The sequence below is a fragment of the Yoonia litorea genome (assembly GCF_900114675.1).
GTDB lineage: Bacteria > Pseudomonadota > Alphaproteobacteria > Rhodobacterales > Rhodobacteraceae > Yoonia > Yoonia litorea.
The window spans coordinates 1,461,372-1,486,618 of sequence record NZ_FOZM01000001.1; the positions used below are offsets into that span (position 1 = coordinate 1,461,372).

Here is a 25,247-nt window from a genome sequence, read left to right on the forward strand (position 1 = left end):
CCAAATTTACGCAAAACCAGAACATCGTTCCTTATCAGCGCTGATGGGGCAGCAAATAGCAGAACAATATTCTATGTTGAAGTCAGAATTTCAGAGGTCCGTGATGAAACACTTTCCGATCTTCCTGGCCGTCGAAGGCCGCCGCATCGTCCTCTCGGGTGGTGGTGACGCCGCCATGGCCAAGCTGCGCCTGCTCATGAAGACCGAAGCGCACCTGACGGTCATCGCGGAAGATGTGGCGGACGACATCCGCAAGTGGGAAGCGCAGGGCAAGCTGCGCATCATCAATCGCGCTATGGAGCCCGGTGACGCGATCTGCGCCGCACTCTTCTATGCCGCCAATGAGGATGACGTTGAAGACGCCCGTGTGGCCACCATCGCCCACGCCGAAGGTGCGTTGGTCAATATCGTCGACAATCTCGGCGACAGCCAGTTCATCACCCCCGCGATCGTCGACCGCGATCCGGTGACCATCGCGATCGGCACCGAAGGCGCAGCACCGGTCCTCGCTCGCGCCATCAAGGCCGATCTGGAAGAGCGTCTCCCCTCTTCTCTCGGCGTCCTGGCCCGCATCGGCAAGACCTTCCGCCACGCTGTCGATGTGCTGCCAATGGGCAAGAAGCGCCGCGACTTCTGGTCGGCCTTCTATTTCGGCGCTGGACCCAAGGCGATTGCCGAACGCGGCGAGACCGGTGTGCTACCCGCCCTTGAAACCCTGCTTGATGATCAGGTGATGACGGCGCGCTCTGCTGGACATGTCGATCTCGTCGGTGCAGGCCCCGGCGATCCTGAGTTGCTCACGCTCAAAGCCCGCAACGCCATCGACAAGGCCGACGTTGTGATCCACGACCGTCTGGTCACACCCGAAATCCTCGAACTTGCCCGCCGCGAAGCGATCATCATTGATGCTGGTAAAGAGGGTTTCGGTAAATCCATGGCACAGTCCGATATTGATGCGCTGATCGTGCAGCACGCGCTGGACGGTCACCATGTGGTGCGTCTCAAGGCCGGTGATCCAACCGTCTTCGGTCGTCTCGATGAGGAAGTGGAGGCCATCGAAGTCCACAACATTTCCTATAGCATCATCCCGGGCATCACCGCCGCCTCTGCCGCAGTGGCAAACATCGGCCAGAGCCTGACCAAGCGCGGCCGCAACTCTGCCGTTCGCCTGATCACAGGGCACGACACAAAAGGCTACGCCGATCACGACTGGCGTGCGTTGGCTGCGCCGGGTGAGGTCGCCGCGATCTACATGGGCAAGAAATCCGCGCGTTTCATCCAAGGTCGCCTGCTGATGCATGGTGCCGACCCCGCGACGCCAGTCACAATCATCGAAAACGTCAGCCGCGCCAATCAGCGCATCATCGCGACCACATTGGCCGAGATGGAGCCTACCATGACACAGGCCAACCTGACCGGTCCTGCCATCACTTTCTACGGCCTCGCGCCACGCGACGCTGCAGCCCAAGCTTACAAATTGAAGGAATTTGCATAATGGCCCGCGCCTTCACCCCCAAAGTTGTCACTGCCAACGCCCTGCTCGAAGGCGACGCTGTCTGGCTGACCGAAGACGACCGCTGGACCCGCGACATCGCAGAAGCCGAACTTCTGACTGATGAGGCGCACGCCGAGTTGCGCCTGCTCGAAGCGCAATCGCGCGCAGGTGAAATTGCTGACGCTTATCTGGCAGATGCAAAGTCAGGCGAGCGTGGCCCCGAACCAACCCATTTCCGCGAAGAATTCCGCACGCGCGGCCCTTCGAACTATCGCCACGGCAAGCAGGTGGAGCTGAACTGATGTATACCTACAACGACTTTGACGAAGCCTTTGTGCGCTCCCGCGTCGCCCAGTTCCGCGCGCAGGTCGAGCGCCGTATCGACGGCTCGCTGACCGAAGACGAGTTCAAGCCGCTGCGCCTGATGAACGGCCTTTATCTGCAGCTGCACGCCTATATGCTGCGTGTGGCAGTGCCCTATGGCACGCTGAACCCGTCGCAAATGCGCCAGCTCGCCGATATCGCTGACCGCTGGGACAAGGGCTACGGGCATTTCACCACGCGTCAGAACATTCAGTATAACTGGCCAAAATTGCAGGACGTGCCGGACACGCTTGAGGCATTGGCTGACGTGGGCATGCACGCCATCCAGACCTCGGGCAACACGATCCGCAACGTGACCGCCGACCATTTCGCCGGTGCCGCCGCAGACGAGATCGAAGACCCCCGCCCCGTCGCAGAGCTTCTACGCCAGTGGTCCACCGACCACCCGGAATTCCAGTTCCTGCCCCGCAAATTCAAGATCGCGGTCAGCGGTGCCGAGCATGACCGCGCTGTGACCAAGGCCCATGACATCGGGTTGCGCATGGTCCGCAACGCGGCTGGCGAGCCCGGCTTTGAGGTGATCGTCGGTGGCGGGCTTGGCCGCACGCCTATGGTCGGAAAGGTCCTGCGTGACTTCCTGCCCAAGGCCGATCTGCTGCCTTATGTCGAGGCCATCGTCAGTGTCTACAACCTGCTTGGCCGCCGCGACAACAAATACAAGGCACGCATCAAGATCACCGTGCATGAAAACGGTTTGGAGAAAATTCAGGAGCTGGTCGAAGAGCGTTTTGCGGCCATCCGTGGTGAATTTACAGGCTTCGATCAGGACCTGCTGACAGAGATCGAAGCGGCCTTCGCCCCGCCCGCCTTTGTCACCAAATCCACCGACGGTTATGAGGCCGCCCGCCTCGCTAACCCTGCTTTCCGGTCATGGACGGACACAAACCTCGCTGACCACAAGGCGGACGGTTACGCCATCGTATCAATCAGCATCAAAAAGCACGGGCAGACACCCGGTGATGCGACCTCGGACCAAATGCGCGTGATGGCGGACCTTGCCGAACGCTACAGCCACGGTGAGCTACGCATCAGTCACGAGCAGAACGTGATCCTGCCGCATGTCCATCAATCGGACCTGCCAGCGGTTTATGCCGCCTTGCGCGAAGCTGATCTTGCCACTGCAAACATCGGATTGGTCTCGGACATCATTGCCTGCCCTGGCATGGATTACTGCGCGTTGGCCACCGCCCGATCCATCCCGATTGCACAGGAGATCGCAACACGTTTCGATGACTTGAAGATCGAACACGAGATCGGCGCGCTCAAGATCAAGATATCGGGCTGCATCAATGCCTGTGGCCACCACCACGTCGGCCACATCGGCATCCTCGGTCTCGACCGGGCTGGTGTGGAAAACTACCAGATCACACTGGGCGGTGACGGCACCGAGACAACGACTATCGGCGAACGGGCCGGCCCTGGTTTCAGTGCAGATGAAATCATGCCTGCTATCGAACGGTTGGTGAAAGGCTACCTCGACCTGCGCACAGACGAGACCGAGACCTTTTTGCAGACCTATCGCCGTCTGGGCCTCGCCCCTTTCAAAGAGATTCTCTATCCAAGTGAGGAGAAAGCAAATGCCGCTTAAGGAACTTGCCGAGCGCCGCAATTTGTTGCACCGCAAATCCGACGCGCAGACCGTTTTGCGGCACGCACTGGACGATCAGAGCATCGGCCCTGTGGCGCTGGTGTCGTCATTTGGAGCGGAAAGCGTCGTCCTGCTGCATATGATCTCCGAGATCGACAAGGCGACGCCGGTTATCTTTCTCGATACTGAAATGCTTTTCCCCGAAACGCTGACCTACCAGCGCGACGTGGCAGCCTATCTCGGCCTGTCAGATGTGGGGATTGCGAGCCCCGACCGCGGAGACGTGCTGACCGAAGATGTGGACGGTATCCTGCATCTGGCCGACACCGATGCCTGCTGCGACCTGCGCAAGTCACGTCCGCTTGAAAGGGCGCTGGAAGGATTTGGCGGCTGGATCACGGGCCGCAAACAATTCCAGAACGGCCAGCGCGCGCAGCTCCCGCTTTATGAAAAGGACGGGCGCCGCATCAAGGTCAATCCGCTGGCATCCTGGTCCGCCCAGGATCTCAAGGCCTATATGGACAAGCACGACCTGCCACGGCACCCGCTTGTGGCGCAGGGTTACCCGTCGATCGGCTGCATGCCCTGCACCACACGCGTCAGCGCACATGAGGACCCGCGTGCAGGCCGTTGGCGCGGCAGTGAAAAAACAGAATGTGGAATCCATTTCGGCACCGATGGACGCGCTGCGCGTGTTGTCGCCGCCGAATGAGTTTTCTTGCCAAGATGAAGACGGAGCGTGGCTCCCGGAGATCAAAATGACAGTGATTGTGACAGACAGCGGCTTTGCCGCAGATGATTTTTCCTGCGGCTTTGTGCCATTGCATGAGGTGGCGGCGAACGATTGCGACTATGGGATCGATCTGGCCTCTGACACGGCCCCTGCGGCGCTGGCAGGGCTGACGAATGCACCAATGATCCGGATCGACTTTCCGTCGTTTGCCGATGGGCGTGGCTTTACGCTGGCACAGCTTTTGCGCCGCGCGGGATACAAAGGCCGCCTGCGAGCCAAGGGCCACGTGATCGCAGATCAATACGCGATGGCCCGCCGCAGTGGCTTTGACGAGGTCGAGATCAGCGATGACCTCGCCACCCGGCAACCTCAGGACCAATGGCTGGCGCGCGCTGACTGGCAAAATCACCACTATCAGGCGCGTATGCGCGGGTAATCCCGCCCCGCCCCTTTCCCTGATCCAGATCAACGACTAAGACGGAGGGCGGCCCTATTGGGGTCGCCATGAGACATATGACCGAGCAAAAGCCTGTGACACTTGATACCGCCAAGCCCGTGCCCACCCTGCCAGATGCGCAGACCGTGACGGACGTCAAACACTACACCGACCGCCTTTTCTCTTTTCGCGTGACGCGCCCTGCGTCACTGCGATTCCGCTCTGGCGAGTTTGTGATGATTGGCCTGATGGGCGATCCCGATCCGAAAACCGGAAAGCAGAAACCGCTGCTGCGCGCCTATTCGATCGCCTCTCCTTCGTGGGACGAGGAACTGGAATTCTACTCGATCAAGGTTCAGGACGGCCCGCTCACCTCGCGCTTGCAACATATCCAGCCCGGAGATGACCTGATCCTGCGGCCAAAGCCCGTTGGCACACTTGTGCATGATGCATTGCTGCCCGGTAAACGGATCTGGTTCTTTGCCACTGGCACAGGGTTTGCGCCCTTCGCCAGCCTTTTGCGCGAGCCGCAAACCTATGAAGATTACGACGAGGTCATCATCACTCATACCTGCCGCGAGGTGGGCGAGCTGACCTATGGCCGCGACCTGATTGAAGGCCTGAAGCAGGATGAACTGCTGAACGAAGTCATTGGCGAAGGCTTCTGGAAGAAGATCAAATACTACCCAACGACGACCCGCGAAGAGAGCCCTAAAATGGGTCGCATTACTGACCTGATGCGCTCCGGCGAAGCCTTTGCCGATCTGGGTGTCCCGCCGCTGTCACCCGAGACGGATCGTGCAATGATCTGCGGCAACCTGGCCTTCAACCTCGAGCTCAAGGATATGCTGGAGGAATACGGTCTGGTCGAGGGTGCGAATTCAAATCCGCAGCACTACGTAGTCGAAAAAGCGTTCCTCGACTGATCCGTCGTCCTATGAAGAAGAAATGGCCGCGCCCTGTCAGAGCGCGGCCATTCTCGTTTCTCACGTCGCGGTCTTACTGATCAGCAGCTTCTGTTTCGCCAGCATCGGTTGCCTCATCGGCGTTACCTGTCAGACTATCCAGCGCGTCGCCCAAAGCGTTGGTTGCGTCTTCCACAGCATTGCTGATTTCGTCGGTTGCTGCGTCAACGGCTTCCTGAGCGGCCTCTGTCGCATTCTCAACAGCGGCTTCAGCCTCAGCGGCAAGTGCTGCAGCAGCGGATTCTGCCTCTTGCTCTGCAGCTTCCAGTTCAGCGGCAGCTTGTGCCGCGGCTTCATCAGCAGCGGCTTGCGCTTCGGCTGCGGCCTCTGCGGCAGCTTCTTCGGCAGCAGCAGCTTCAGCGGCGGCGGCTTCCTCTGCCGCGGCAGCGGCAGCTTCTGCTTCTGCAGCGGCTTGGGCAGCAGCGGCTTCAGCCTCTTGTGTTGCGCCAGTCAGTACGCCAATGGCCTGATCAGGCGTCCGGCCTTCGACGGCATACTGGTAGCCGAAAAAGCCGACAACGGCGGCGACAACGATGATGATGATTGCCCGCATTGGTCCAATCCTTTCCAATTTGCAAATTGGGCCCCCAAAAGACCCGATGTTGAGATATGGTGGAGCAAAGCGGAAACAAGAACAGGTGACGAGGGGGAAATTTCTCTCTTTTGCATCAGCTTTTGCGGGTTGAAGCGGCAACGGCAGAGGTTTAGTTTCTCCAACACCTGTACGGAATAACATAAAGGATAAAGACCATAGGACGTCGACCCCATAACGCGCCACCGCAACGTGACACTGGCCCTCGTATCAACGAACGCATCCGCACCGCTGAAATCAGACTGATCGGTGCAGAGGGCGAAAACATCGGTGTGGTGACACCCGAACGCGGTCTGGCTTTGGCCGAAGATGCTGGCCTCGATCTGGTCGAGATTTCGCCAAACGCAAACCCGCCGGTTTGCAAAATCATGGACTATGGCAAGTTCAAATACGAAACCCAGAAGAAAGAAGCTGAGGCGCGTAAGAAGCAGAAAACGATCGAGATCAAAGAGATCAAATTCCGCCCCAACACCGATAACCACGATTACGAAGTGAAGATGAAGAACGTCTTCAAATTCCTGGAAAACGGCGACAAGGTTAAGATTACGCTTCGTTTCCGTGGACGCGAAATGGCACACCAGGAACTCGGTCGTCAGCTGCTGGAGCGTGTTGCTGAAGACACCAAGGAGCATGGCAAGGTCGAGAACTTCCCCAAAATGGAAGGCCGCCAGATGGTCATGCTGATCGGACCGCTTTCCAAATAATTGCGCTCCCATATAGAATGCAAAAGGCCCCCGCGGATGCAGGGGCCTTCTTTGTTTTTGCCTTTAGGCTTTAGCGCAGCAAGCTTGTAATATTGCGCACTGAGGCGCGACGGTTTGCCCGTTCTGCCTGCAGGGTCTGCACCTTGAGCGCGCTTTCGCCGTAGCCTTGTGTAATAAGGTTTTCCGGCGGGATCGCGAAATACTCCGTCAGCGCCAGGGCAACTGTCTCTGCCCGTCTGTCAGAGAGAGCCAGATTGTAGCTGGCATTGCCGACCGCATCAGTGTGCCCTTCGATGAGGAAGACCTGCGAAGGATCTTCTTCAATGATATCGGAAATCGCCTGACCAAGGTCGATCAGTTCGCGTGCCTGATCGGGCGCAATTGCAGCGGACCCGGATGCGAATGTGATCGTGTCCAATTCAACCTCAGGTGCCAGCTCGCGTACCTGTCGGATCTGACGGATTTGTCTGAGCGAGAACGTCCGGTCTATGTCGGCCCGCTGGCTTGCAAGTAGCGCCGCCCGCAAGGTCTCAACATCGCTTTCTGATGCCTGCGCTTGTGGCGATGGCTGCTTTTGCAAGGAAAGCTCAACGACATCGACAGGGTCAGCGGCTTGCGTATCGTCAAAGAGGACAAATTCACGGCCATCCTCAAGGACGCGCGTACGACGTAATACGCGCCCATCAGCAGCGCGAATAGTAACGATCCGCTCACCGTTTTCGCGGAAAACAGTTGTACGGGTCGATCCGTCGTTGAAGTTTTCAGTTTGCACCCGTGCACCAGGCTGGCGCAGCAGGACGTCATCGTCTTTCAAAACAACGAGTTCTCCATCGCGTTCAACGATCACGCGGTCCCCGCTGTTTGAGACAACCTGATCACCATTATTGAGGACCTGACCGACAACAGCAGCGCCGAGCCCCAACAAGAGCGCGCGTTCAAAATTGCTGAGGCCGCTGTTGTCATCAGAGGTGTCCGTCGCAACAGCTTCTTCTGTCGCTGTGGCCGAGGTTGAGAAATCCTCGTCACTCGAGCGGACGTCTTCAGCGGTAATCTCTTCTGTCTGGACTTCGGCCGTTGCTTCGGCTTCTGCCTCTTCGCTGTCGGCGGCGGCTGCCGCAACAGAGGCAGGTGCCTCATCGACAACGGGTGTCTCAGGCAGGGTTTCTTCGGCTTCGGCAGTCGCTTCACCGACCTGGCTTTCCTCTGCCTCAGGTGTTTCTGCTTGGACCGTGGCGGCACCTTCATCGGTCGTTTCTGCCAACGGTTCTTCGGTTGCAATCACCTCGACGTCCTCATTACCTTCAGGTGTGCCAGAAGAAACGACGACCTCTTCCTGCGCCTCTGTCTCAGTTTCGGCCTCCGCTTGCGTTTCTGACTCGGTTTCAACTTCGGTTTCCGCTTCGGCTTCGGCCTCTACTTCAACTTCGGTTTCCGCTTCGGCTTCGGCCTCTGCTTCGACTTCAGCTTCAGCTTCAGCTTCAGCTTCAGCTTCGACCTCTACTTCAGCTTCAACTTCGGCTCCGCCCTCTACTTCAGCTTCGGCTTCAGCCTCAGCCTCTGCTACTTCTTCTGGTTCGGCTTCGGTTTCAGCCGCGTCAATTTCGCCTTCGACGGTCTCTGCCTGGCCTGAAACCTGACCTTCTTCGGCCAGCCGATCCGTGATCGCATTGGCGTATTCAGCGGTGCTGGTGATCATCTCACCATCAAGTCCGCGACACGGAAGATCCACTTCGGCCAGCAGTTCCTCAATACCGATTGCCATGTTTTCGACCACAACCGGTTCGTCGGCAACCTCCGTTTCAGGTGTCAGACCGACACAGTATTCGCGGCCATTGCCGTTACCGTTGCCGTTTCCATTGCCTTGCTGTGCCTGCGCAAGCGCTGGCATGACGATCAGGCTCGCACTCATCACGAGTGATGTTGTTGATTTCAATATGGATTTCCGCATACCGCCCTCATTTGTTAAATCAGCCGCATACCACGGCACATCGTTTACAAACGAATGAGAGGGGCGATTTGTTCCGCGCCGCGCATTGCGGCACGGAACAGACTTACTTAGCTCGCGGCAGAAACGGCCCGACCTGTCATGACCTTGACCAGATGTGCGCGATATTCAGGCGACCCGTGGAGGTCGCTGATCATGCCATCCGCTGAGACCGAAAGCTCACTGATCGCATCGGCAGAGAAATTCCCTGACAAAGCGTTTTCGGCTTCTGTCCAGCGGTGGACACCTTCCTCGGACGCACCTGTCACAGCGACACGCACACCATCTGCGTATTTGGCGACGAAGACACCGACCAGTGCGAAACGTGATGCCGGTTGCACAAACTTCTGATAGTGAGACTTCTCAGGGACCGGGAAGCGCACCTCTGTGATGATTTCGCCTTCCTCAAGAGCTGTTGTAAACATCCCCTGAAAATAGTCGTCGGCCGCAATTGAGCGTGAGTTGGTGATGATCGTCGCCCCTGAGCCCAACGCAGCGGCAGGATAGCAAGCGGCTGGATCGTTGTTGGCGAGTGAGCCGCCAATTGTCCCCCGGTTGCGCACCGCAGGATCGCCGATCCGTGACGCAAGCCCGGCGAGGCCGGGATAATGCGCTGCTGCCTCGCGTGCGACGGTGGCATGGGTAGTTGCGCCACCAATGCAAACCTCGCCAGCGTCGCTCATGCAGACACCCTTCATTTCGCCGATGCCGGTCAAGGAAACCAGCACTGAAGGCATCGCCAGACGTTGCTTGAGCGTGGGGATCAGTGTCTGTCCCCCGCCCAAGGCCTGCGCCTCGTCTGTTTTCATCGCAGAAGCCGCGTCAGCGATGCTTGCAGGCCGTTCGATTTCAAATGCGTACATTGCCCGCTCTCCTTTATGCGTTGTTCATCGCCGACCAGACACGCGATGGCGTCAGCGGCATGTCGATGTGAGTGACGTTCTTGCCGCCAGACTGCAGCGCGTCGATGACTGCATTGACGACTGTTGGCGGTGAACCGATGGCCCCGGCCTCGCCGCAGCCTTTCACACCCAGCGGATTATGCGTGCAAGGCGTCCCTTGGCTGTGATCTACCGTATAGAACGGCAGGTCGTCAGCGCGCGGCATTGTGTAATCCATGTAGCTTGCGGACAAGAGCTGACCGTCGGCATCATAGCTGGCCCCTTCGAGAAGCGCCTGACCGATGCCCTGCCCCAGACCACCGTGGACCTGGCCCGTGACGATCATCGGGTTCATGACATTCCCAAAATCGTCCACAGCCGCGAACCGATCAATCCGCACCTTTCCAGTTTCAGGATCAACCTCGACCTCACACGCATAGGCGCCTGACGGATAGGTGAAGTTTGCCGGATCGTAGAAGGCCGTCTCTTCAAGTCCGGGCTCGATATCCTCGATTGGATATTCGTGCGGAATGTAGGCTTTGAGCGCCACCTCACCAAAGCCCACCGACTTGTCGGTGCCTTTGATGGTGAACTGGCCATCAGCAAAGTCCACGTCGTCAGCAGAGGCTTCCAGCATATGCGCTGCGATCTTCTTGGCCTTGGCGATGATTTTCTCCGTTGCCCGCACCATCGCAGACCCGCAAACCGCCAACGAACGTGAACCATAGGTCCCCATACCAAACGGGATCTTTGACGTGTCACCATGGACGATGTCGATGCTCGCTGGATCAATTCCCAGCATCTCGCCCACGATCTGCGGGAAGACGGTTTCGTGTCCCTGCCCATGGCTGTGTGCACCTACCATAATGCTCAGGTTACCAGTGGCGTTCACGCGCACAGTTGCTGCATCGTAAAGACCAACCCGTGAGCCAAGGATACCGACGAGGTTCGACGGTGCGATCCCGCAGGCCTCGATGTAGCTGTTCAGTCCCAATCCGCGCAGCATGCCTTTTGCTTCGGACGCCTTGCGACGTTCAGCAAAGCCATCGCGGTCGATGATTTCTTCCAGCTTGTCCATCAGCGCGTCATAGTTGCCGCTGTCGTATTCAAGGCCGGCGGCCGATGCGAATGGGTACTGGTCAGGCTTGACGAAATTCTTGCGTCTGACCTCGACCGGATCGAGCCCCAATTCACGGGCAGCTTTGTCGATAACCCTTTCAATCGAGTACGTCGCTTCGGGACGTCCGGCACCCCGGTATGCGTCCACAGGGGCTGTGTTGGTGAAAACTGCTTTCACGTTCACATAGACATTGGGAACCGTGTAATTCCCAGCCATCAGGGTCCCGTGCAGGAACGTCGGTGTCGCGGTCGAGAAATTCGACAGATAGGCACCGACATTCGCCATCGTTTCGGTACGGAAGGCAATGAACGTGCCGTCTTTTTCACACGCAAGTTCAATCTTGGTCACGTGATCGCGGCCGTGCGCATCCGTCAGGAAGGACTCTGTGCGATCAGCCACCCATTTGACCGGACGGCCCACCTTTTTGGAGGCCGCGAGCACCAATGCCTCTTCGCCGTAATGGTAAATCTTGGAACCGAAACCGCCGCCCACATCTGGTGCGATCACTGTCAGCTTGTTTTCTGGAATGCCCAGCACGAAGGCAGAAATCAGCAGCCGTGTCAGATGCGGGTTCTGCGAGGTAGTTTGCAGCGTGTAAGCATCCTGAGCACGATCGTAGGTGCCGATCGAAGCACGCGGCTCCATGGCATTGGGGACCAGACGGTTGTTGACCAACTCAAGCGTGGTCACATGCGGGGCGTTCCTGATCGCTTCGTCAGTTGCCGCACGGTTGTCCTCGATCCAGCCCCAGTCGAAGCACTGGTTTGTCTCGATTTCATCATGCACGAGCGTCTGGTTTTTCAGCGCCTCTGCCATATCAACCACAGCTGGCAGTTCCTCGATATCCGCCTCGATAGCTTCTGCGGCATCGCGCGCTTGTTCTACCGTTTCGGCAATAACCGCAGCGTAGGCATCACCAACATGGCGCACTTTGCCATGCGCCAGCACGGGGCGCTTGGGTTCTTTCATCGGCTCGCCATCACGGCTGTTGATCAACCAACCCGCAGGGTTCCCGCCGACGTCAACGAAATCCTCACCTGTGAAGATCGCCAGCACGCCTGGCATACCGTCGGCCGCACTTGTGTCGATCGCGTTGATCTTGCCGTTGGCGACTGTCGAGCGGACAAAGACCGCGGCAGCTTGACCGAAGGCGTTGATGTCCGCTGTATAATTTCCGGAACCCGTCAGATAGCGCACGTCCTCGCGGCGCTTTGTGTCGGCTCCAATTCCACCATCTTTTGGCATAGTCTCTCCTCCCTGACCCGTTGCGCGCCTCCTCAAGCGGCAACAGGTTGGCTGTCTGAATTTCGATTATTCGGCGGCGATTGCGACGTCCTGTCCGGACGCGGCCATGATCGCTTTGACGATGTTATGATACCCTGTGCAGCGGCAGATATTGCCTTCGAGGTATTCGCGCACCTCGGCTTCGCTTGGCTTGGGGTTTTCCTTGAGCAAAGCCGCCGCGGACATCACCATGCCGGGTGTGCAAAAACCGCACTGAAGCCCGTGGTGGTCCTGAAAAGCCTGCTGGATCACGTTGAGGGACCCATCCGCATTTGCCTGCCCTTCGATGGTGCCAACCTCGGCGCCATCGGCCTCTGCGGCAAACATCGTGCATGCCTTGACGGCTTCCCCGTTCACATGGACGACGCAGGCACCGCATTGTGACGTATCACACCCAACATGCGTGCCGGTCAGGCGCAAATCCTCGCGCAAAAAATCAACCAAGAGCGTGCGACCTTCAACGTCTCCAGAAACGGCTTTCCCGTTCACGGTCATTGATACCGTTGGCATAGAGTCCTCCCAAAAAATTATGCTTTGGAATGAGTTAAGCACGCGCGGGGTGACTTGAGAACACCCTTCTTACGCTGCAGTTGCAAACTCTGGCGGTTTGCAGCGCAGCATCACGGATAAGTGTCTTCCCGAACTGCCAGTGGGAACACTCTGTCTTTCAGATTTCAGCACGCGGCTTGGGACGTGAGGGGATCTCTTTCAGCAATCCGCCAACGCCCATCTTGGCAAAATCGTCTGGCGTCAGGCTCTCACCGCAAATCACACGTTCGATCACCCAATCAGCCCCATTGAGCGCCGGAGAACGCGCGCATCCGGGCAGCCCGATCACCGGTCGGTCGCCCAGCCGGCCCAGAAATAACAAGTTGCCAGGATCAACAGGCATACCGAACTGGGTGAGCGTGCCGCCAGCCGTGACAAGCGCGGACGGGCCTACATCGGCCACATCCGAGGTCGCTGAGGCTGTCAGAATGAAGAGAACGTCAGCATCTGCTTCTCCCAACGCCGCAACCAAGGCATCAGTGTCATGCGCAACCAACCGCCGCGGACCCAATGTCACCTGCAGCCGCGCGAGCCGGTTTTTGAGTGCCGTTTCGCCCTTGGCCGACGTTTCACCACCCCATGTGGTCTCGATGAGCGCAGCGGTGGCGTATTGCGGCGCCTTCAGTGCAATGGCCTGAGACGCCAGTGCCCCCGCCTGCATTACGTCGGCCTCTGCCACGGCGTAGGAAATGATCTTGACCGTCGCCACCATCACCCCTACGTCCACGCGCGCCAATGGCGGCAGCGTTGCGACTGTGATCATCGGATTGATGGCATTGAACGCATCAATGGCCTTAGCATCGACCGCAACAATGCCGGGCCCCTCTGCAAAGAGGTTGACCCGTCCGGTCGCCGCCTGACTGATGCGAATACCCGACCCCGCCAGTGCCGCAGCCAGTCTTTTGGCAGCTTCGTCTTCGGAAAGGTCATGCTCATCGTATTGCGCCACAGTGATAGCTGTCTCTCCGGCTTGCTTTAACAGGGCAATGTCATCTGCCAGCAACACCGTTCCCTTGCGTAACCTTTTGTCGGCGACAGTCAGCGAATGTGCGAGCACGGCGCCTTCCGCCTCTTCGACGGGGACTTTGCCGAATTTCACGTGCCTTTCCTCAAGACGGAAATGACCTGCGCCATGATACTTACCGCGATTTCAGCAGGCTGCCTGCCGCCGAGATCGAGACCGACCGGCGCGTTCAAGCGGGCGATGGCATCGGGCGCGAAGCCTGCCTCTTCGAGGCGCGCAACGCGCTTTGCATGCGTCCTCTTCGACCCAAGGCAACCGATATAGAAGGCATCTGTGCCCAGCGCCGCCTTGATCGCAGGATCATCAAGCTTTGGGTCGTGGGTCAGTGTCACCACGCAAGTCCGCGTGTCGGGTGCAAGCCTTGTCATCGCCTCATCCGGCCAATCATCGGCGATCGTCACACCTGGGAACCGCGCCTCGGACCCAAAGGCAGGGCGCGGATCAATCAGTGTGGGTGCATACCCGCAGGCCTGCGCCATGGGCACCAAATGCTGCGCAATATGGACAGCACCCACGATGATCATCCGCAATGGCGGATTATGGATGGCAACAAAGGTTTCGCCGTCGTCAAGCACGCCGGACTGATCGAGACGGAAGCGATCCGAAAACTCCTCTGGCTGTCCCAAGCGCGGTTTGCCCCCGGCAAGACTGGTGACGTAGGCTACCGGTTGATGCGCCTCACGCGCCTCCACTAACGCCTCAAGGTTATCGACTGGCATCACGCTGCCAACAGGCTCGACGAGGACTTTGATCTCACCGCCGCACGCTAAGCCGACTGCGAAGGCTTCGTCATCGCTTACGCCAAATTCGAGCAAAGCCTGTTTCCCGCTTTCGATCGCATCTATCGCTTCAACGATCACGGCCCCCTCGACACAGCCACCTGAAACCGATCCTTCCATCGCGCCGTCTGAATCGATCAGCAATTGGCTGCCGACAGGGCGAGGTGCTGAGCCCCAAGTCTGCACGACGGTTGCAAGGGCAACGCTGCGCCCTTCGCGGTGCCACGCCAGTGCCAGACGGGGCAGATCTGTGATCACTTCGGCCATCACGCTGACCCCTTGTTATGCCGCATCCCGCCCCATCATGGCGAGGAGGCGTTGCTTCTCACCACCATTATCGCGCCCCGACAGCGCCGTGGCCAGCCCTTCAAGAGACGCGATGTTATGACCTGCACGAAAGCTGGTGCAATGGGGCAGCATCTGCATGATCCCATGCGCCTTGGGCGCAAATCCGTCCCAGCGCAAGAGCGGGTTCAGCCAGATCACCTGCCGCGCTGTCAGTTTCAGACGTTCCATTTCACGACCCAAGTCATAAGCGCCTCCACGGTCCAAACCGTCTGTGATCAACAGGACAACAGCACCCTGCCCCATCACACGGCGCGACCAGTCGCGATTGAATGCGTGCAAGCAGTCTCCGATGCGCGTACCACCGGCCCAATCCTGTGCCTCGCCACCTGCGGCGGCCAGTGCAGCATCCACATCGCGACGCCTAAGATGGCGCGTAATATTCGTCAGTCGGGTCCCGAAGGTGAAGGCATGCACAGCCGCCCAGCCCTGCCCTTGTGCGTTTGCCACCGAATGTATGAAATGAAGGACAGCGCGAGAGTATTGCGACATGGACCCCGATATGTCGCACAGCACAACGAGGTTGGGATAACGCAGGCGGTTCGTCCGTGTCGCAAATGACGTGATCTCTCCGCCTTTGCGCAGGGACCCGCGCATGGTGGCGCGCCAGTCAGGCGTCTTTCCATGACCCAAAATCATGCGGCGGCCCCTGATTGGCGGCACCGGTAGTGTCAGGCGCGCCAGCATCCGCTTTGCCCTTTGCATCTCCTCATTGCTCATCAATTCGAAATCGAGGGTGCGCAGTCTTTCGTCAGCCGAGGCTGTCTGGCTGGCATCGATATCAATGGCGATCTCGTCATCAGCTTGCGCCTTTGGCTCCGGCAGCGGCCGCTCTTGCCCATCGAGCAACGCCTCGGCTGCACGTTTTTCAGCTGCCTGCGCCTGACGGTCTTCCTGCACACCATGCACGGCAGGCAGCATCATCGCCATCATATGTTCAAGGTATTGCGGGTCACGCCAGTAGAGCCGGAACACTTGCCCAAAGATCAATCGCTCTTCTGGCTTGCTGACGAAACACGCATGCAGCGTCCAATAGAAGTCCCGCTTGGACGTAAAGCCAACTGCGGCAATCGCATTTATAGCATCAACGATGCGACCGGGCCCTACAGGCAAACCTGCGCGCCGCAGCGCTCTGCCGAAATGGGTGATGTTCTGTGCGAGCTTGGGATCATCAGGAAGTGGCAGATCGGGATACCGCATCGGTCAGGCCCATCCCCGTTCATTCGATCCGAGCATGCGTGCCATCACGACGCCAAGTCTGAACGCGCCTCGTCCAGCAACCGCTTCGCCTCTGACCCCTGAAGCTCCTGGATATCGTCCTGATATTTCAAAATCGCACCAAGGGTGTCGACGATAGTTTCCGGGCTGAGATTGACCACATCAAGCGCAAGCAGGCATTTGGCCCAGTCGATTGTTTCGGCGACCCCGGGTTTTTTGAACAAATCCTCCCCCCTCAGACGCTGCACGAACGCAACGATTTCGCGGCTCAACGTTTCTGCTGCTTCCGGTGCTCTTGCTTTGAGTATCTCCAACTCGCGGTCAAAGTCGGGATAGTCGACCCAATGATAAAGGCAGCGACGTTTGAGAGCATCGTGCACCTCGCGGGTCCGGTTGGACGTGAGAATCACGATCGGTGGTGATTCAGCCTTTATCGTGCCTCTTTCCGGGATCGTGACCTGAAAATCACTCAGGGCTTCGAGCAAGAAGGCCTCGAAAGGTGCGTCGGTCCGATCAAGCTCATCAATCAAGAGAACAGGTGCGCCGCCAGGCTGCGGCTGCATCGCCTCCAGCAAAGGGCGGGCGACGAGAAACTCATCGGAATAAAGATGTCGCTGCAGCTCTGCCTGATCAACACCACCCTGCTCGGCCATTCGGATTGCCATCATCTGTGCGGCAAAGTTCCACTCATAGACTGCGGATGCTGCATCAAGACCCTCATAGCACTGCAAGCGGATCAGGCGTCGCCCCAACGAGGCTGCGATGACCTTGGCAATTTCTGTCTTGCCAGTTCCCGCCTCACCCTCAAGAAAGATCGGACGCCCCAGTTCCAGGCCAAGATAAACCACTGTCGCAAGCGCCCGGCCGCAAATGTAGTCTTCGCTCGCGAGCGCTGTCTGCACCTCGTCTATCGACGCATAAGTCATGGCTTCTCCTTTGCGCCATAGAACTGCACCCTGATCACATGGCGTCAAGCACACATTGCCTCACCCTCCGCAAAGGCCTAGCTTGCGGCTCAGAACAAAGGGGCATGCCATGAACGAGTCGTCGCCAATTTCAAAAGCAGGTTTCGGACCGGACCTTGCCAGCTTTGACTGGGCAGATCCGTTGCGCCTTGAAGGCCAACTGACAGAAGATGAGCGTATGCTGCGCGATGCCGCCCACAGCTTTGCGCAATCAACTTTGCAGCCACGTGTCACGTCAGCTTACCGTGAAGAGACTGTCGCTCCTGAGGTTTTTGCTGAAATGGGGGCGGCTGGTCTTTTGGGTGTCACGATCCCAGAAGAATACGGCGGCCTTGGCGCCGGATATGTCACTTATGGACTGGTCGCGCGCGAAATCGAGCGTGTGGACAGCGGCTATAGATCAATGATGTCGGTCCAGTCCTCACTGGTGATGTATCCAATCCATGCCTACGGCACCGAAGAACAGAAACAGAAATATCTCCCTGGCCTTGCAGCCGGATCTTTGATCGGCTGCTTTGGCCTGACCGAACCCGACGCGGGCAGTGACCCCGCCGGAATGAAAACCACTGCCAAGAAAACAGCGGACGGTTATGTGCTGTCAGGTTCAAAGATGTGGATCAGCAACGCGCCCATCGCTGATGTCTTTGTCGTTTGGGCGAAGTCCGAAGCACACGATGGCAAGATACGTGGGTTTATCCTCGAAAAAGGGATGAAGGGCCTGTCCGCACCCAAGATCGGCGGAAAACTATCGCTGCGTGCATCGGTCACCGGCGAAATTGTCATGGACCAAGTCACTGTCGGCGAAGAGGCACTATTGCCCGGCGTGTCAGGGCTCAAAGGGCCATTTGGTTGTTTGAACCGCGCACGCTACGGCATCGCATGGGGCGTGATGGGCGCCGCGGAAGCGTGCTGGCACGCCGCCCGCAGCTATGGGCTTGATCGCAAGCAGTTTGGTCGCCCCCTGGCCCAGACCCAGCTTTTCCAGAAGAAGCTTGCCGATATGCAGACTGAAATTGCGCTCGGCACGCAAGGTGCATTGCAGCTTGGCCGTTTGATGGAAGCGGGCAATGCGGCACCGGAAATGATCAGTCTGATGAAGCGGAACAACTGCGGCAAGGCGCTCGATATTGCCAGAATTGCCCGCGACATGCATGGCGGCAATGGAATCAGTGAAGATTTTCAGGTCATGCGCCATATGGTGAACCTTGAGACCGTCAATACCTACGAAGGGACCCATGATGTGCACGCATTGATCTTGGGTCGCGCACAAACGGGCCTTCAAGCCTTCTTTTAATGGCGAATAGATAACAATAAGAGGGGCTACCCTCGAAGTTTTGTCGCAATAAAATAGTATGACTCATACAACAGCCGTGCGGTTTCGCGGCTGCGGAGTATTGTTATGAGTATTGAAGATCGACAATTAGATATCGAAACCAACCTTGTCGACCTCGGCCCAGAAAGCTGGATGGCACAGATTCGCCAGATCAGCATGGCCAACGGTTTTTTTGAGGACTTGGGTAAAGAGCATGCTGCTGGCTTTTTGGAAGCAGGCAACAACCTCTTTGTAACTTTCGAGAACGTGGACCGTGTCCGCGAATTTGCTTATGCGGCTGAACCGCGGGGCTTTGCCTATGCGCGCCATGACGGGTGGTCCCACCTTGCGCTTTATTCAAAGGGAACCAGTTGGTTTCGCGATCCGGCTATCTATGCCTTCTTTGATCGCCTGATGGACGAAGGTTTCTTTGATGACTTTGAACATGTCGTGTTCTACGGCGGTGACGGTGGCGAAGCCTATGCGGCTGCCGCCTATTCGGTGGTTTCACCCGGGGCGACAGTCATTGCCATCAGGCCACAGGCGACGCTCGACGCGGAAATGGCGCGGTGGGACCCACGCTTTTACAAAGAGCGGCGTTATGACTTCACATCGCGCTATGGCTATGCCCCCGAGATGTTGGACGCGGCCGGGCGTGCATTTGTGGCCTATGACCCATATGAGCGTTTCGATGCTGCACACGCCGCGCTTTTCCGTAGCGATAACGTGACGTTGCTGCCTTGCGCCATGTTCGGGAACGCGCTCGACCGGACATTTGACCGGATGGGCATCCATGATCTGATCATCAAGCTTGCCATGGACAAGGCGCTGGACCGCAAACGTTTCTGCCAACTGATCCGCGCGCGCCGATATGACCAGACCTATACACGCGATCTGGTCAGTCACCTGCTCGACAAGGATCACGTCTGGCTGGCACAAGTCTTGTGCAACTACATGCTCAAGCGTGATCGCACAGGTTATTTTGCCAGCAAGCTTGAAGAGATGGCCGAAGACGACGTGGTAAGCTTCGGCAAGTAATCTCAATCGCTATCGGTGCGGGCCTCTATCACGCGCTTTATTAGCGCATAAAGACGCGTGCCGAAATAGCCGAGCACCACCCCGAGGGCGATTGCAAAGGTTGACCCGCTCTCAAGCAAGGCAGAAATGACCGCAGCGCCCAGAAGTGCGATCATGAAACTGATTGCGCGCGTTTCGGCAGGCTCAACCTTGAAATAGTTTTGCAGAAATGCCTTTACCGGGGCTGTGACCGTTTCCTCGATTTTCGGCACCAACAGTCCAGCAATGAATGCAACGATGAAACCCAGCATTGAGACGGCCCCTTCCAAGTCAGAACTGCCACCAGACTATTCCGAATGGGACATCAAACTGCAAGGCTGTTCAGAAGCCCTATGGCGCTGCTGAGTTGAAAGGTGTAACCCCTTCGGCATGTCCGAGAAAGAATTGACACGCCTCACAATACGGCGCCCTGACGACTGGCATCTGCACCTCAGAGACGGGGCGATGTTGCGGGCCGTTTTGCCCGAAACGTCCCGCCATTTCGCACGTGCCATCATCATGCCCAATCTGGTGCCGCCTGTTGTGACAGCGGACCACGCCAAAGCCTACCGTGATCGGATCATGGACGCCCTGCCAGAGGGTCATAGCTTCACCCCTTTGATGACGCTGTACCTCACCGAGGATACCGACCCTGCCGACGTCCGCTACGCGCATGAAAGCGGGATTGCGACCGCGGTGAAGCTCTACCCAGCGGGTGCGACAACGAACTCGGCCTCGGGCGTGCGGGATTTCGAAAAAGTCAGACCGGTCCTTGAAGAAATGGCCGAGATCGGAATGCCGCTTTGCGTGCATGGCGAGGTCACCGACAACGACATTGATATTTTTGATCGCGAAGCAACTTTCATTGATCGTGTTCTGAAACCCATCCGCAAAAAGACCCCTGACCTGAAAATCGTGATGGAGCATGTGACGACGCAGGACGCCGTCGATTATGTACGTGACAGCTCAAAGAACCTTGCTGCTACGATTACGACCCACCACCTGATCATCAACCGCAATCACATACTGGCCGGTGGCATCAAACCGCATTTCTATTGCCTGCCTGTTGCCAAACGTGAAGCCCACCGCGTGGCCCTCGTGCAGGCGGCGGTTTCGGGCGACAAACGCTTTTTCCTCGGCACAGACAGCGCGCCGCACACAGATGCCGCCAAACTGCAGTCTTGTGGATGCGCAGGCATCTTTACCGCCCCAAACACTATGTCCTGCCTGGCAGAAGTGTTTGAGGCAGCGGATAGGTTGAAGAAACTGGAAGCCTTCGCGTCACTCAATGGTCCGGCCTTCTATGGCTTGCCGCCAAATGACGACACCATCACCTTGGTCAAAGGCCCACCCGTCACCTATCCCGAAAGCATCTCGACCGAGGACGGGCCGGTTACAGTCTTTGACCCGGGTTTCGATCTTCATTGGCGTGTTGAGGGCTAATGCCCTGCGCGTTGCGATTGGCCACTTAGAACCAACAGGAGCTGCCTAATATGATCCCGACATCCTTCCCTGCAAAAGAAGAAATCGCGCGTTTGACGGCGGGGATGCTGATTGAGATCGGGGCCGTGAATTTCAACGCCAAAGAGCCGTTCACGCTTGCCTCAGGCAAACAGGCACCGACATATGTCGATTGCCGCAAGCTCATTTCGTTTCCACGTATTAGAGCCACCTTGATGGATTTTCTTTCTGTCTCGATCATGCGTGAAGCGGGCTTTGAGGCGTTCGACAATATCGCAGGCGGGGAAACAGCAGGAATTCCGTTCAGTGCGATGGTTGCGGAACGTCTGGCATTGCCAATGACCTACGTGCGCAAAAAGCCAAAGGGCTACGGGCGCAATGCGCGCATCGAAGGTGTTATGACCGAGGGCCAACGCGTTCTGCTGGTCGAAGATCTGACGACTGACGGTGGGTCCAAACTGTCTTTTGTCGATGCAATCCGCGAAACAGGCGCGACGTGTAGCGCCACCGCCGTGATCTTTTTTTACGGTATTTTCGATGGTGTGGAAGACATGCTGGCCGAGCATGGCGTGCAGCTCATCTCACTTTGCAACTGGTGGGACGTGCTTGCCGAGGCAAAAGCGCGTGGTGCCTATGACGCGGAAACACTCGCGGCTGTCGAGGCTTATCTGAACAATCCCGCTGAATGGCAGCCTGCGACCGGCTAAACGCAAAAAACTTATCCAGAGCCATTGTGCATAACTGCGTCCGAGAATCGCTGAGGCGTCTTGATCTTGCGTCAGCCTTGGTGATTCCCACAATTTCTGGTAAGCATTGTCGCGAGAGAGGCTTCTGCACAGATTTATCCAGAGGCTTATCCCCGATCATATCCTCCTAGCTTGCAGGGGGCCGGAAAGCTAAGAAGTCCCAGGGCAGCGAGGGGACAAAAATGAACGAAATTACCCAATTCAACGCAAGCGGTCAGGACGTGGCGGCAGAGGATGCGATGCCGCACTCCATCGAAGCTGAACAGCAGCTTCTGGGTGCCATTCTGACAAACAACGATATCTTTGACCGCGTTGCTGCGATTATCGGACCGAAACACTTCTACGATCCTGTCCATGCGCGCATTTTCGAGACTGCCGCTTCGCGGATCACGCGCAACATGCTGGCCAGTCCCGTCACACTGAAGGCCTTCATGGAAGATGATGAAGGTCTGAAGGAGCTTGGTGGACCGCCTTATCTCGCGCGGCTTGCTGGTGCGGCCATATCGGCATTTGCCGCCCGCGACTACGCGCAGATGATTTACGATCTGGCGACGCGCCGCGAACTGATCAGGCTTGGGCGCGACATCACCGACAAAGCCGCGCGCGTCGATGTCGATAGCGAGCCGCGCGAACAGATCGTCGAGGCTGAACAGGCGCTGTATACTCTGGCAGAACAAGGCGTGTCCGAAAAAGGGTTCCAGTCCTTTCTCGCAGCCGTCACCGAGGCCGTGAATGTCGCCAACACCGCTTACCAGCGTGATGGCGGCCTGGCCGGGCTCGCCACGAACCTCACCGATTTGGACAAGAAGCTGGGTGGCCTTCACAAATCCGACCTTTTGATCCTCGCCGGTCGCCCTTCAATGGGGAAAACCTCGCTTGCCACCAACATTGCCTTCAATATCGCGCGGTCCTATCGCCGTGGACAGCTTCAGGATGGAAGCGAAGGCGCTGTCGATGGTGGCGTCGTTGGATTCTTCTCTCTGGAAATGAGCGCAGAGCAGTTGGCAGGTCGTATCCTTGCGGATGCATCAGAGATTTCCTCGCACAAGATCAGACAAGGCGACATGACCGAAGCGGAGTTCCGTCGCTTTGTGGACGCTGCGAAAGAGCTTGAGGCCTGCCCTCTTTATATCGACGACACAGCCGCCATCCCGATCTCACAACTTGCAGCACGCGCACGTCGTCTCAAGCGCACGCATGGCCTTGATCTGTTGATCGTCGACTATCTTCAGCTGGTACGTGGTACGTCAGACAACCGCGTGCAGGAAATCGGCGAAATCTCGATGGGTCTCAAAGCAATCGCAAAAGAACTCAACATTCCGGTCATAGCTTTGTCGCAATTGTCGCGTCAGGTAGAATCACGCGAAGACAAGCGTCCGCAACTCTCGGACTTGCGTGAGTCGGGCTCTATTGAGCAAGATGCGGATGTCGTGATGTTCGTGTACCGTGGCGAATACTACATTGAGCGTGAGAAGCCTGATGATGACAACCTGGAAGCCATTGCAGCCTGGCAAGACAAGATGTCTCGCGCCCACGGTAAGGCTGAAGTCATTGTCGGCAAGCAGAGACATGGCCCAATCGGGACCGTTGAGCTTGCGTTTACCGCAGAATTTACCCGTTTTGGCAACCTTGCAAAGCCTTGGCAGCAAGGTGACGAGCAGCAGTTTTAGAAAGGAACGCGCTATAAAAAAGCTATTAATCGCCATGTTGATGATGGCCTCTCCTGCCATTGCGCAAAGCAACGCGGAGACTGTTGTGCGGTTTACGGGCTTTCTTGGTGACCTGCGCTTTTCGGCGGAACAACTCAGAGCGGAACTGGACAACGCCACTGATGACACCGCTCAGGTCGCGATTGCACTTGATGAAGATGCGTCAGCCGCTTTTGCGCTGTTTACCCGGACACATCTGAACCAGCCGGTGACGATGTTCGTTTGTGGTGAAACGGCCGCTGCACCGACAATCACCGCTGAGATCACGTCAGGGTTCGCGATCACCGACCCGATTGAGCGGGATCGCGCCGCTGAGATCGTCGATGCGCTCAATGGGCTGCAGCCCTGCCCTGAGTAGGCCGTTTCCGGGACGATAAATACTTGCCCCATACCCCGCCCCCTGCCACAAGGGCGGCATGAGCACCGGACGCCTGATCATCGACCTTGACGCGGTTGTCGCCAATTGGCGCAGCTTGGATGCAATGACAAATTGCAAGACGGCTGCGGTCGTCAAGGCGAACGGCTACGGTCTTGGTGCGGCCAATGTCGCCAAGGCGCTTTTCAAAGAAGGTGTGCGGCAGTTTTTTGTTGCCGTCGTCGAAGAGGCTGAGGTGATCCGGGCAGAACTCGGCCCCAAGCCTGAGATCAACGTTTTTTCGGGTCACATGAAAGGCGACACAGACGCGGTCCGCGAGTTGCGCCTGACCCCGATGATCAACTCCGTTGATCAACTGACGCGTCACCTTGAAACACTGCCTGATCATCCTTTCGGCGTTCAGCTGGACACGGGCATGAACCGCCTTGGCATGGAAATAAACGAATGGGCTGCGGTGGCCGAAGTGGCTCTCGCCCAACGCCCGAAACTGGTCATGTCGCACCTGGCGTGCGCCGACGAGCCTGACCACCCCATGAACCCTTACCAGCTCGCCCAGTTCAGAAAGATGACGGATGGCATTTCCGTGCCACGATCCTTAGCGGCGACAGGCGGCATTCTATTGGGCCCTGAATATCATTTTGACCTGACCCGCCCCGGGATCGGCCTTTACGGCGGATTGCCTTACGCAGAGGCGCAGCCGGTGGTCGAGCTTGATCTTCCGGTCGTGCAGATCCGCGACGTAGCTGAAGGCGAGGTTGTGGGTTACGGCAATTCCTGGCAGGCCTCGCGGCCCTCCCGGATTGCGACAGTTTCGGGCGGCTATGCCGACGGCATTATCCGGATGTTGTCAGACCGGACGCGTCTCTATCATGGAGAGACCCCCTGCCCGCTGGTTGGACGGGTCTCAATGGATTTGCTCACGATTGATGTGACAGACCTGACTGAAGAGCCCGCCAAGCTGACATTGATCGGCCCACAGCAAAGCGTTGACGATCTGGCCGCTGACGCAAGGACCATTGGATACGAAATCCTGACACAACTGGGGGCACGGTATCAGCGCAAGACCTTTGGAAAATAGATGCTCACTATTCTGCGCATCGCCAATCTGTCTTTGCTGATCCTGTTTCCAATTGCGTGGTTTGCACCGTTGATGCGCGCAGGCCTTTTGCCGCTCTTTGGCTTGAGCGAAATCAGCGTCATTTCAGGCATGCAGGCCTTGTGGGACAGCGATGTCGCCTTGGCCCTGCTCGTGACAGCCTTCGCCCTCTTCGCGCCCTACCTCAAGACAATCGGGTTGGCCTTGGTCCACTTTAATTTGCTGAAAGATCAAACGCTTCCGGTGCTTTCTTGGATCGGAAAACTAGCGATGGCGGATGTGTTTCTCGTCGCGCTCTACATCGTCGTTTTCAAAGGCGTCGGCATTGGCCGAATTGAAACGGGTTGGGGGCTTTATCTATTCACCGCCTGCATTCTTGCCTCCATCGTCATTGCCGCTTTTACCCCTAAGGCCAAGGCAACTGCATAGACGCTTGTCGCATCTG

At 57.6% G+C, this 25,247-nt stretch carries 25 protein-coding genes; 15 read left to right on the top strand and 10 right to left on the bottom strand.

Annotated elements, in window-relative coordinates:
* Positions 1–103 precede the first annotated feature (103 nt).
* The 6 genes from cysG to BM316_RS07580 all read left to right on the top strand — a co-directional run bounded on the left by cysG (position 104) and on the right by BM316_RS07580 (position 5,562).
* A complete protein-coding gene (gene cysG, locus BM316_RS07555; RefSeq protein ID WP_090205959.1) occupies positions 104–1,495 on the top strand; it encodes a siroheme synthase CysG in 1,392 nt (463 codons plus the stop codon).
* A complete protein-coding gene (locus BM316_RS07560; protein WP_090205962.1) occupies positions 1,495–1,797 on the top strand; it encodes a DUF2849 domain-containing protein in 303 nt (100 codons plus the stop codon). Before cysG ends, BM316_RS07560 begins: the two co-directional genes overlap by 1 nt.
* The gene (locus BM316_RS07565; RefSeq protein WP_090205965.1) at positions 1,797–3,467 is read left to right on the top strand and encodes a nitrite/sulfite reductase; all 1,671 of its coding nucleotides are present in this window, start codon (positions 1,797–1,799) and stop codon (positions 3,465–3,467) included. The genes BM316_RS07560 and BM316_RS07565 overlap by 1 nt, the downstream gene beginning before the upstream one ends.
* Positions 3,457–4,179: a phosphoadenylyl-sulfate reductase gene (locus tag BM316_RS07570; RefSeq protein WP_090205968.1), complete on the top strand. Its 723-nt coding sequence runs from the start codon at positions 3,457–3,459 to the stop codon at positions 4,177–4,179. The genes BM316_RS07565 and BM316_RS07570 overlap by 11 nt, the downstream gene beginning before the upstream one ends.
* Before the next feature lie 46 nt (positions 4,180–4,225).
* Positions 4,226–4,636: a DUF934 domain-containing protein gene (locus tag BM316_RS07575; protein WP_090207723.1), complete on the top strand. Its 411-nt coding sequence runs from the start codon at positions 4,226–4,228 to the stop codon at positions 4,634–4,636.
* 77 nt (positions 4,637–4,713) lie between these two features.
* Positions 4,714–5,562: a ferredoxin--NADP reductase gene (locus BM316_RS07580; RefSeq protein WP_090205971.1), complete on the top strand. Its 849-nt coding sequence runs from the start codon at positions 4,714–4,716 to the stop codon at positions 5,560–5,562.
* Between the two features lie 73 nt (positions 5,563–5,635).
* Here the strand turns inward: BM316_RS07580 and BM316_RS07585 are convergent, their stop codons facing one another.
* Complete coding sequence (locus BM316_RS07585) at positions 5,636–6,154, bottom strand: hypothetical protein (protein ID WP_207493633.1); 519 nt, start codon at positions 6,152–6,154, stop codon at positions 5,636–5,638.
* Between the two features lie 248 nt (positions 6,155–6,402).
* Between BM316_RS07585 and infC the strand changes: the two genes are divergently transcribed.
* Positions 6,403–6,897, top strand: a complete 495-nt coding sequence (gene infC / locus BM316_RS07590; protein ID WP_446001689.1) for a translation initiation factor IF-3 — start codon at positions 6,403–6,405, stop codon at positions 6,895–6,897.
* A gap of 70 nt (positions 6,898–6,967) precedes the next feature.
* On the opposite strand, the gene BM316_RS07595 is transcribed toward infC, so the two are convergent.
* From BM316_RS07595 to BM316_RS07630, 8 genes are all read right to left on the bottom strand, one after another.
* On the bottom strand, positions 6,968–8,845 hold the full coding sequence (locus BM316_RS07595; protein WP_090205978.1) for an OmpA family protein: 1,878 nt from the start codon (positions 8,843–8,845) through the stop codon (positions 6,968–6,970).
* 107 nt (positions 8,846–8,952) lie between these two features.
* Positions 8,953–9,744, bottom strand: a complete 792-nt coding sequence (locus BM316_RS07600; RefSeq protein ID WP_090205981.1) for an FAD binding domain-containing protein — start codon at positions 9,742–9,744, stop codon at positions 8,953–8,955.
* Positions 9,745–9,757: 13 nt separating this feature from the next.
* The gene (locus BM316_RS07605; protein WP_090205984.1) at positions 9,758–12,127 is read right to left on the bottom strand and encodes a xanthine dehydrogenase family protein molybdopterin-binding subunit; all 2,370 of its coding nucleotides are present in this window, start codon (positions 12,125–12,127) and stop codon (positions 9,758–9,760) included.
* A gap of 66 nt (positions 12,128–12,193) precedes the next feature.
* Positions 12,194–12,676: a (2Fe-2S)-binding protein gene (locus tag BM316_RS07610; RefSeq protein ID WP_090205987.1), complete on the bottom strand. Its 483-nt coding sequence runs from the start codon at positions 12,674–12,676 to the stop codon at positions 12,194–12,196.
* A 157-nt stretch (positions 12,677–12,833) separates the two neighbouring features.
* Complete coding sequence (locus tag BM316_RS07615; protein WP_090205989.1) at positions 12,834–13,814, bottom strand: molybdopterin-binding protein; 981 nt, start codon at positions 13,812–13,814, stop codon at positions 12,834–12,836.
* Positions 13,811–14,785 (bottom strand): XdhC family protein, encoded by a 975-nt coding sequence (locus BM316_RS07620; RefSeq protein ID WP_090205992.1) that lies wholly within the window; start codon positions 14,783–14,785, stop codon positions 13,811–13,813. The genes BM316_RS07615 and BM316_RS07620 overlap by 4 nt, the downstream gene beginning before the upstream one ends.
* A 15-nt stretch (positions 14,786–14,800) precedes the next feature.
* Positions 14,801–16,063 (bottom strand): vWA domain-containing protein, encoded by a 1,263-nt coding sequence (locus BM316_RS07625; RefSeq protein WP_090205995.1) that lies wholly within the window; start codon positions 16,061–16,063, stop codon positions 14,801–14,803.
* A 44-nt stretch (positions 16,064–16,107) separates the two neighbouring features.
* On the bottom strand, positions 16,108–17,007 hold the full coding sequence (locus tag BM316_RS07630) for an AAA family ATPase (RefSeq protein ID WP_090207726.1): 900 nt from the start codon (positions 17,005–17,007) through the stop codon (positions 16,108–16,110).
* A 109-nt stretch (positions 17,008–17,116) separates the two neighbouring features.
* On the opposite strand from BM316_RS07630, the gene BM316_RS07635 reads away from it, so the two are divergent.
* Both BM316_RS07635 and BM316_RS07640 read left to right on the top strand, forming a co-directional pair.
* Positions 17,117–18,340, top strand: a complete 1,224-nt coding sequence (locus BM316_RS07635; protein ID WP_090205999.1) for an acyl-CoA dehydrogenase — start codon at positions 17,117–17,119, stop codon at positions 18,338–18,340.
* Between the two features lie 105 nt (positions 18,341–18,445).
* Positions 18,446–19,396, top strand: coding sequence for a hypothetical protein (locus BM316_RS07640; protein ID WP_090206002.1), 951 nt, complete (start codon positions 18,446–18,448; stop codon positions 19,394–19,396).
* Between the two features lie 2 nt (positions 19,397–19,398).
* Here the strand turns inward: BM316_RS07640 and BM316_RS07645 are convergent, their stop codons facing one another.
* Positions 19,399–19,686 (bottom strand): hypothetical protein, encoded by a 288-nt coding sequence (locus BM316_RS07645; RefSeq protein WP_090206005.1) that lies wholly within the window; start codon positions 19,684–19,686, stop codon positions 19,399–19,401.
* A gap of 118 nt (positions 19,687–19,804) precedes the next feature.
* Between BM316_RS07645 and pyrC the strand changes: the two genes are divergently transcribed.
* From pyrC to BM316_RS07675, 6 genes are all read left to right on the top strand, one after another.
* Positions 19,805–20,857: a dihydroorotase gene (gene pyrC, locus BM316_RS07650; RefSeq protein ID WP_090206007.1), complete on the top strand. Its 1,053-nt coding sequence runs from the start codon at positions 19,805–19,807 to the stop codon at positions 20,855–20,857.
* A gap of 50 nt (positions 20,858–20,907) precedes the next feature.
* Positions 20,908–21,582, top strand: coding sequence for an orotate phosphoribosyltransferase (locus tag BM316_RS07655; RefSeq protein ID WP_090206010.1), 675 nt, complete (start codon positions 20,908–20,910; stop codon positions 21,580–21,582).
* Positions 21,583–21,803: 221 nt separating this feature from the next.
* The gene (locus BM316_RS07660; protein ID WP_090206013.1) at positions 21,804–23,291 is read left to right on the top strand and encodes a replicative DNA helicase; all 1,488 of its coding nucleotides are present in this window, start codon (positions 21,804–21,806) and stop codon (positions 23,289–23,291) included.
* Between the two features lie 40 nt (positions 23,292–23,331).
* Positions 23,332–23,688 carry a SecDF P1 head subdomain-containing protein gene (locus BM316_RS07665; RefSeq protein ID WP_131802548.1) on the top strand — a complete coding sequence of 119 codons (357 nt, stop codon included), beginning with the start codon at positions 23,332–23,334 and terminating at the stop codon, positions 23,686–23,688.
* Positions 23,689–23,746: 58 nt separating this feature from the next.
* Positions 23,747–24,784: an alanine racemase gene (gene alr / locus BM316_RS07670; protein WP_090206018.1), complete on the top strand. Its 1,038-nt coding sequence runs from the start codon at positions 23,747–23,749 to the stop codon at positions 24,782–24,784.
* On the top strand, positions 24,785–25,231 hold the full coding sequence (locus tag BM316_RS07675) for a paraquat-inducible protein A (protein ID WP_090206021.1): 447 nt from the start codon (positions 24,785–24,787) through the stop codon (positions 25,229–25,231).
* The last annotated feature ends 16 nt before the right edge of the window (positions 25,232–25,247 follow it).

What these genes read in the sequence shown, in the direction of transcription:
- cysG (WP_090205959.1), top strand. Translation starts at nt 104, where the DNA reads ATGAAACACTTTCCGATCTTCCTGGCCGTCGAAGGCCGCCGCATCGTC.
- BM316_RS07560 (WP_090205962.1), top strand. Translation starts at nt 1,495, where the DNA reads ATGGCCCGCGCCTTCACCCCCAAAGTTGTCACTGCCAACGCCCTGCTC.
- BM316_RS07565 (WP_090205965.1), top strand. Translation starts at nt 1,797, where the DNA reads ATGTATACCTACAACGACTTTGACGAAGCCTTTGTGCGCTCCCGCGTC.
- BM316_RS07570 (WP_090205968.1), top strand. Translation starts at nt 3,457, where the DNA reads ATGCCGCTTAAGGAACTTGCCGAGCGCCGCAATTTGTTGCACCGCAAA.
- BM316_RS07575 (WP_090207723.1), top strand. Translation starts at nt 4,226, where the DNA reads ATGACAGTGATTGTGACAGACAGCGGCTTTGCCGCAGATGATTTTTCC.
- BM316_RS07580 (WP_090205971.1), top strand. Translation starts at nt 4,714, where the DNA reads ATGACCGAGCAAAAGCCTGTGACACTTGATACCGCCAAGCCCGTGCCC.
- BM316_RS07585 (WP_207493633.1), bottom strand. Translation starts at nt 6,154, where the DNA reads ATGCGGGCAATCATCATCATCGTTGTCGCCGCCGTTGTCGGCTTTTTC.
- BM316_RS07595 (WP_090205978.1), bottom strand. Translation starts at nt 8,845, where the DNA reads ATGCGGAAATCCATATTGAAATCAACAACATCACTCGTGATGAGTGCG.
- BM316_RS07600 (WP_090205981.1), bottom strand. Translation starts at nt 9,744, where the DNA reads ATGTACGCATTTGAAATCGAACGGCCTGCAAGCATCGCTGACGCGGCT.
- BM316_RS07605 (WP_090205984.1), bottom strand. Translation starts at nt 12,127, where the DNA reads ATGCCAAAAGATGGTGGAATTGGAGCCGACACAAAGCGCCGCGAGGAC.
- BM316_RS07610 (WP_090205987.1), bottom strand. Translation starts at nt 12,676, where the DNA reads ATGCCAACGGTATCAATGACCGTGAACGGGAAAGCCGTTTCTGGAGAC.
- BM316_RS07620 (WP_090205992.1), bottom strand. Translation starts at nt 14,785, where the DNA reads ATGGCCGAAGTGATCACAGATCTGCCCCGTCTGGCACTGGCGTGGCAC.
- BM316_RS07625 (WP_090205995.1), bottom strand. Translation starts at nt 16,063, where the DNA reads ATGCGGTATCCCGATCTGCCACTTCCTGATGATCCCAAGCTCGCACAG.
- BM316_RS07630 (WP_090207726.1), bottom strand. Translation starts at nt 17,007, where the DNA reads ATGACTTATGCGTCGATAGACGAGGTGCAGACAGCGCTCGCGAGCGAA.
- BM316_RS07635 (WP_090205999.1), top strand. Translation starts at nt 17,117, where the DNA reads ATGAACGAGTCGTCGCCAATTTCAAAAGCAGGTTTCGGACCGGACCTT.
- BM316_RS07640 (WP_090206002.1), top strand. Translation starts at nt 18,446, where the DNA reads ATGAGTATTGAAGATCGACAATTAGATATCGAAACCAACCTTGTCGAC.
- BM316_RS07645 (WP_090206005.1), bottom strand. Translation starts at nt 19,686, where the DNA reads ATGCTGGGTTTCATCGTTGCATTCATTGCTGGACTGTTGGTGCCGAAA.
- pyrC (WP_090206007.1), top strand. Translation starts at nt 19,805, where the DNA reads ATGTCCGAGAAAGAATTGACACGCCTCACAATACGGCGCCCTGACGAC.
- BM316_RS07655 (WP_090206010.1), top strand. Translation starts at nt 20,908, where the DNA reads ATGATCCCGACATCCTTCCCTGCAAAAGAAGAAATCGCGCGTTTGACG.
- BM316_RS07660 (WP_090206013.1), top strand. Translation starts at nt 21,804, where the DNA reads ATGAACGAAATTACCCAATTCAACGCAAGCGGTCAGGACGTGGCGGCA.
- BM316_RS07665 (WP_131802548.1), top strand. Translation starts at nt 23,332, where the DNA reads ATGATGGCCTCTCCTGCCATTGCGCAAAGCAACGCGGAGACTGTTGTG.
- alr (WP_090206018.1), top strand. Translation starts at nt 23,747, where the DNA reads ATGAGCACCGGACGCCTGATCATCGACCTTGACGCGGTTGTCGCCAAT.
- BM316_RS07675 (WP_090206021.1), top strand. Translation starts at nt 24,785, where the DNA reads ATGCTCACTATTCTGCGCATCGCCAATCTGTCTTTGCTGATCCTGTTT.